The organism is uncultured Maricaulis sp., assembly GCF_905480005.1.
Classification (GTDB): domain Bacteria; phylum Pseudomonadota; class Alphaproteobacteria; order Caulobacterales; family Maricaulaceae; genus Maricaulis.
In genome coordinates this window covers 1-5,519 of the sequence record NZ_CAJQOO010000004.1, presented here as the reverse complement: position 1 = coordinate 5,519, position 5,519 = coordinate 1, and the positions used below count along the sequence as shown (strand labels likewise).

Genomic DNA, 5,519 nt, shown 5'->3' with positions numbered 1-5,519 from the left:
TGCTGGCGGCCCAGCCGACCAAGAAGTTTGTCACCTATGAGCAGCTGGCCGGCGCTTTGCTCTATCTTGTCTCCGACGCCGGGGCCAATATGAATGGTTCCTGGATCAGCGTAGACGGCGGATGGACGGCGAAGTGAACGACAACGAAGCCATTCTCAAGATTGACTACAATGAAATACCGGTCACCGACATGGCGGCTGCGAAGGCCTTCTATGCCGGTGCGTTCGGCTGGGATTTCATCGATTTCGGCCCGACCTATGCCGCCTTCGAGAATGCCGGCCTGGATGGCGGGTTGCGCCTCGAGGACGCCGCCTTCGGGACTGGCTGCCTGATCATCCTCAAGGCCAAGGACATCCTGGCCGCCGAAGTGCGGGTAACCGAGGCGGGCGGCACGGTCATCCGGCGCGAGGACTTCCCCGGAGGTCGCCGCTTCCATTTCACCGACCCCAGCGGCAATGAGCTGGCGATCTGGTCACCGAATGGCAAATACGATCCGCAAGCCGCCAACGATCCGGACGCATGACACAGGCGCCCGCCGAAGTGCGCCGCCAGCCGGTGCCGGGTGCCGGCATGGTCGTGTTTCGCGGCGATGACGTCCTGCTGATCCGCCGCGGCAAGCCGCCCTATGAAGGCCAGTGGTCCCTGCCCGGCGGCAAGATCGAATATGGCGAGACCGCTGCCGAAGCCGCGCTGCGCGAACTGGCCGAGGAGACCGGCACGACAGCGCGCATCATCGGCCTGATCGATGTCATCGACAGTATCGGCCTGCGCGAGGCCGGCGAGCCGGGCGACTGGCATTATCTGCTGGTCGATTTTGCCGGCCTCTGGACCGGCGGCGAACCGGTTGCGGCCGATGATGTCACCGAGGCCGCCTTCTTTCCCTATGACGAGGCCATCAAGCGGACCCAATGGGACCGGACCCGCGATGTGATCGGGCGTGCCCGTGACATCGTCGCCGCCTTGAGCGCGCCACAATCCGTGCCATGATGCGCGCCATGCGCGCGCTCCTTTGTCTCCCGGTCCTGATCGCTGTCGCCACGACGTCGGCGCTGGCGCAGAAGCCTCGCAATTTTCCGCGCCCGGAGCCGGTCGCCGCCACCGTGGAAAGCCGGGCCGAAAGCCTTCAGGACACGGAAATCAGCGCGGAAGTCCGCGAGGAGCTGGACCTCGAACGCACCCTGCCCTTCCTCGCCTATACGCTGGGCGAACTCCACTATCTGGCCTTTGCCTGCGAAGGCCCGGATGATCAGGAATGGCGCGAACAAATGGTCGAGCTACTGGCCATGGAGGCTGCCGACGACCGGCGTTGGCGGGACCGCCTCATCTCCAGTTTCAATGATGGCTATCGCTCGCAACAACGCTATCGCACCCGCTGCGGCCTGGAAGCCGACGCCGAACGCCGCGCCCTCGCCCATCGCGGCCGGGATCTGTCAGAGATGATGCGCGCCGCCTATTTCGATTGAGCATACGCCGATTATCGGCGAAAGCGGGACGTTTGCGGCCTGCGTCCCGTTCCCAATGTCATGAACTCGTGTTTAGGATACCCGGTCGCGTGCAAGAGGGGGCATGATGTCGGATCGCCGATCGCAACTGGAATCACTGAGCATTGATCGCGAGGACGAAAGCGCCCCGGGCGGGATTTCCATTCCCGTCATGATCGCCATCGTGCTCATCTTCTCCGCCCTTTCGGCGGGTGGAACCTGGTATCTCATGCGCAGTGCTGCCCCGGAAGCGCAGCCTGTCGCTGCTTTGCCCGCCCCTGCCCCAGCCAGCGAAACGCCGGCTGAAAGCCCGGCACCGGCCTCGGCCCGCCCGGCCCAGCGAACATCAGGCCTCGTCGCGACCGGCTATGTCGTGGCCCGCCGGCAGGCGACGGTTTCCGCCGAAATCACCGGCCGAATTTCCGAGCTTCTGGTCGAGGAAGGCGCCCGTGTCGAACAGGGTCAGGTCCTGGCCCGGCTCGACGATACCCGCGCCCGCATCCAGCTCGACCTCTTGATGGCGCAGCGCGAGGCCGCGGCCACACGCCCGCGCGCGCTCCTGGCCCAGCTCAACGAGGCCCAGACCGTGCTGCAACGGGCAGAAACGCTGGCCGCGCGCGAGATCGGCTCCCAGGCCGCCGTCACGGCTGCGCGCGCGCAGGTCGACAGTCTTACCGCCCAGATCAGTGCCGCTCGTGCGGACTACCAGGCCGTCGCCGCCCAGGTCCGGGCCCAGGAAGACCTGATCGACCGCCATATTGTTCGCGCGCCCTTTTCCGGCATCGTCATCGCCAAAAATGCCCAGGTCGGCGAAATCCTGTCGCCGGCATCCGCCGGTGGCGGTTTCACCCGGACCGGTGTCGCCACACTTGTCGACATGGAATCGCTGGAGATCGAGGTGGATGTGAATGAAGGCCAGATCGGCCGGGTGACCCCCGGCCAGCGCGTCGAGGCGCGACTGGATGCCTATCCTGACTGGCGCATTCCGGCCCATGTCGAGGCGATTATCCCGACCGCCGACCGTGCGCGCGCCACGATCACGGTTCGCGTGGCCTTCGACGAGCGCGATACGCGTATCCTTCCGGACATGGCGTCCCGCGTCATATTCGTTGAGTAGAAGTACTTTAATTTACAAAGCATGAAACTTGACGCATGCTGGCAGGCAAATCCTGACCGACCCGGGGCAAGCGCCCCGGCGGTGTTGATGAATGAGGAAGACCCGATGACGTCGCTCTACACGCTCACCGACCTGTCCAAGGGCTATACCCGTGGCAAGGAATCGATCACGATTTTCGAAGAGCTGACCATGACGATCCCGCAAGGGGATTTCATGGCGATCATGGGACCGTCAGGGTCCGGCAAGACGACCCTGCTCAACCTGCTCGGCGGCATTGATCGGCCCTCCTCGGGGGCCGTGGACTGCGAAGGCGTTCGTGTCGACAAGCTGTCCGAGGGCAAGCTGGCCAAATGGCGCTCGCAGAATGTCGGCTTCATCTTCCAGTTCTACAATCTCATGCCGACCCTGACAGCGGCGCAGAATGTCGAACTGCCCCTGCTGCTAACCAGCCTGTCCGGCAAGCAGCGCAAGGAACGCGTTGCCACGGCGCTCGACATTGTCGGCCTCGCCGACCGCAAGGGACACCGGCCGCGCCAGCTGTCTGGCGGTCAGCAACAGCGCGTGGCGATCGCCCGCGCCATCGTTGCCGACCCGAAAGTCCTGCTGTGCGATGAGCCGACCGGTGATCTCGACCGCAAATCGGCCGACGAAATCCTGGAAACCCTGCAGCTCCTCAACAAGGAACTCGGCAAGACCATCGTCATGGTGACGCACGACCCCTCGGCCGCCAAATATGCCCGTCGCGAACTGCATCTCGACAAGGGTCGCTTCGTCGAACAGGCGCAGGAGCCGGCCCAATGAATGATCTCACGCTGATCCGGAAGAATCTCTTCCGCAAAAAGCTGAGGGCGATCCTGCTGACCCTGTCGATCCTGATCGCCTTTCTCATTTTCGGGGTGCTGGGCGCCTTCTATTCGGTCTGGACTTCCGGCGGTGCGCTGGCAGCCGACAACCGGCTGATCACCGTCAACCGGATCAATTTCACCGTCTCCATGCCCTACGCCTACTGGACGCGTGTCGCGGCCGTCGAAGGGGTCGAGAATGTCGGCCACGCCAGCTGGTTTGGCGGATATTTCCAGGACCAGACCCAGCAAGTCCAGACCTTCGCGGTCGACGCCAACACCTATCTGGCGGCCTATCCGGAACTGACCATGCCGGCGGAACAACGCCAGGCTTTCATGGACACACGTGACTGCCTGCTGGTCGGAACCGACCTGGCTGGCCAGTATGGCTGGTCGGTCGGCGATACGATCCCGCTGCTCTCCAATATCTGGCAGAAGACGGATGGATCGGCGAGCTGGGCCTTCAATATCTGCGCCATTTTTGATGCCGAAGACGACAAGGTTCCGGCGAATTACGCCCTGTTCCACTATGATTATTACAATGAGGCGCTGGCCTTCAATAATGACCAGGTCGGCTGGCTGATCATCAACACCACGGACGCGTCCCTGAATGACGAGGTGTCCCGTGCCGTCGATGACTTGTTCGCCAACTCGCCTTTTGAAACCGAGACCACCACCGAGGCTGCCTTCAACGAGGCCTTTGCCAACCAGTTCGGCAATATCGCCTTGATCCTGCTGTTCGTGGTCGGCTCGGCCTTCACCACAATCCTGATCATTGTCGGCTTCACCATGGTGACCGCAATCAATGAGCGGACCGGCGAGATTGCCGTGATGAAGACACTCGGCTTTCCGGCCCCGCGCATCTTCCGCATGGTGCTCTCGGAGTCGGTCATGCTGAGCCTGGTCGGGGGCCTGCTCGGCCTCGGGCTTGCCCACCTCATGATTTCAGGCATCGCCGAAGCCGCGGCGGCATTCCTGCCCGGCCTTGCAATGTCGGCCATGGTCTTCTGGGTCGGGGTGGGACTGGCTGTCCTGCTCGGTCTGCTCACCGGGATTGTCCCGGCCATCAATGCCCAGCGCGTGAAGATCATCACCGCGCTCAGCAAGCAATAGGGGACGCGTCATGTTCAACCAAATCGGCGCCGTCACCCTTTTGAACCTGCGCTCCATTCCCCAGCGGGCGGGCCTGTCTCTCGCCACGGTGGTCTCCATCGCGCTGGTCACCGGCGTGCTGCTGGGCTTCCTGGCGATGTCAAACGGCTTCCGGGCGACCCTCCAGGGGACCGGCTCGGAGAGCGTCGCCGTCATGTTGCGGGCCGGCTCGCAAGCGGAGCTCAATTCAGGTCTCGCCTCCGATCAGGTCCGCCTGATCGAAGAAGCGCCCGGCATTGCCCGCGACGCTGATGGTACCGCCCTGGTCTCCGGGGAACTCTTTGTGATCGTGGACGGCATCAAGCGGTCTTCGCAAACCGAGGCGAACCTGCCCCTGCGTGGTGTGAGCGAACAGGCCCTGCGCCTGCGCGAAGGGTTCGAGATGCTCGAAGGCCGCATGTTCGAGACCGGCACCAATGAGCTGGTGGTCGGCGCCGGTGTGATCCGGGAGTTTTCCAATTTCGACCTCGGCGAGACCATTCGCCTCGGGCCGAATGAATGGGTGGTCGTCGGCATCTTCTCGACGGGCGGTTCGGTCTTCGACAGTGAGATCTGGGCCGATATCGCGGTGATCCAGAACCTCTATAATCGCGGCACCGGCGTTCAGTCGATCCGGGCGCGCCTGACCTCGCCGGAAGCCATCGAGGAACTGCGGGCCTTCGAGGAGAACGAACCGCGCCTCAATCTCGACATCCAGAGCGAGACCGATTTCTTTGCCGGCCAGGCTGGCGGCACGGCAGTTCTGATCGAGTTCATCGGCTGGCCGCTGGCCATCGTGATGGCCATTGGTGCCCTCGCCGGCGCCTGGAACACCATGTATTCATCGGTCGACACCCGCATGCGCGAGATTGCCACCCTGCGCGCCATCGGCTTTTCCGGCTTCGCCGCCGCGGTCGGCACGATGGTCGAATCCCTGGTCCTGGCCGC

The 5,519-nt window shown here is 63.6% G+C and carries 8 protein-coding genes; all 8 read left to right on the top strand.

Annotated elements, in window-relative coordinates; genetic code table 11:
• On the top strand, positions 1–137 hold a 137-nt coding region (locus tag QZ266_RS00465; protein ID WP_367178190.1), incomplete at its 5' end, for an SDR family oxidoreductase.
• The gene (locus tag QZ266_RS00460; RefSeq protein WP_295690584.1) at positions 134–523 is read left to right on the top strand and encodes a VOC family protein; all 390 of its coding nucleotides are present in this window, start codon (positions 134–136) and stop codon (positions 521–523) included. The genes QZ266_RS00465 and QZ266_RS00460, both read left to right, overlap by 4 nt.
• Positions 520–987 (top strand): NUDIX domain-containing protein, encoded by a 468-nt coding sequence (locus QZ266_RS00455; RefSeq protein ID WP_295690583.1) that lies wholly within the window; start codon positions 520–522, stop codon positions 985–987. Before QZ266_RS00460 ends, QZ266_RS00455 begins: the two co-directional genes overlap by 4 nt.
• A gap of 8 nt (positions 988–995) precedes the next feature.
• Positions 996–1,463, top strand: a complete 468-nt coding sequence (locus QZ266_RS00450) for a TIGR02301 family protein (RefSeq protein WP_295690582.1) — start codon at positions 996–998, stop codon at positions 1,461–1,463.
• Positions 1,464–1,566: 103 nt separating this feature from the next.
• Positions 1,567–2,598, top strand: coding sequence for an efflux RND transporter periplasmic adaptor subunit (locus QZ266_RS00445; RefSeq protein ID WP_295690581.1), 1,032 nt, complete (start codon positions 1,567–1,569; stop codon positions 2,596–2,598).
• 105 nt (positions 2,599–2,703) lie between these two features.
• Positions 2,704–3,399 (top strand): ABC transporter ATP-binding protein, encoded by a 696-nt coding sequence (locus QZ266_RS00440; RefSeq protein ID WP_366523991.1) that lies wholly within the window; start codon positions 2,704–2,706, stop codon positions 3,397–3,399.
• On the top strand, positions 3,396–4,553 hold the full coding sequence (locus tag QZ266_RS00435; protein ID WP_295690579.1) for an FtsX-like permease family protein: 1,158 nt from the start codon (positions 3,396–3,398) through the stop codon (positions 4,551–4,553). The genes QZ266_RS00440 and QZ266_RS00435 overlap by 4 nt, the downstream gene beginning before the upstream one ends.
• Positions 4,554–4,563: 10 nt before the next feature.
• Positions 4,564–5,519 (top strand): ABC transporter permease (locus QZ266_RS00430; protein ID WP_295690576.1); only part of this gene is annotated, 956 nt, incomplete at its 3' end.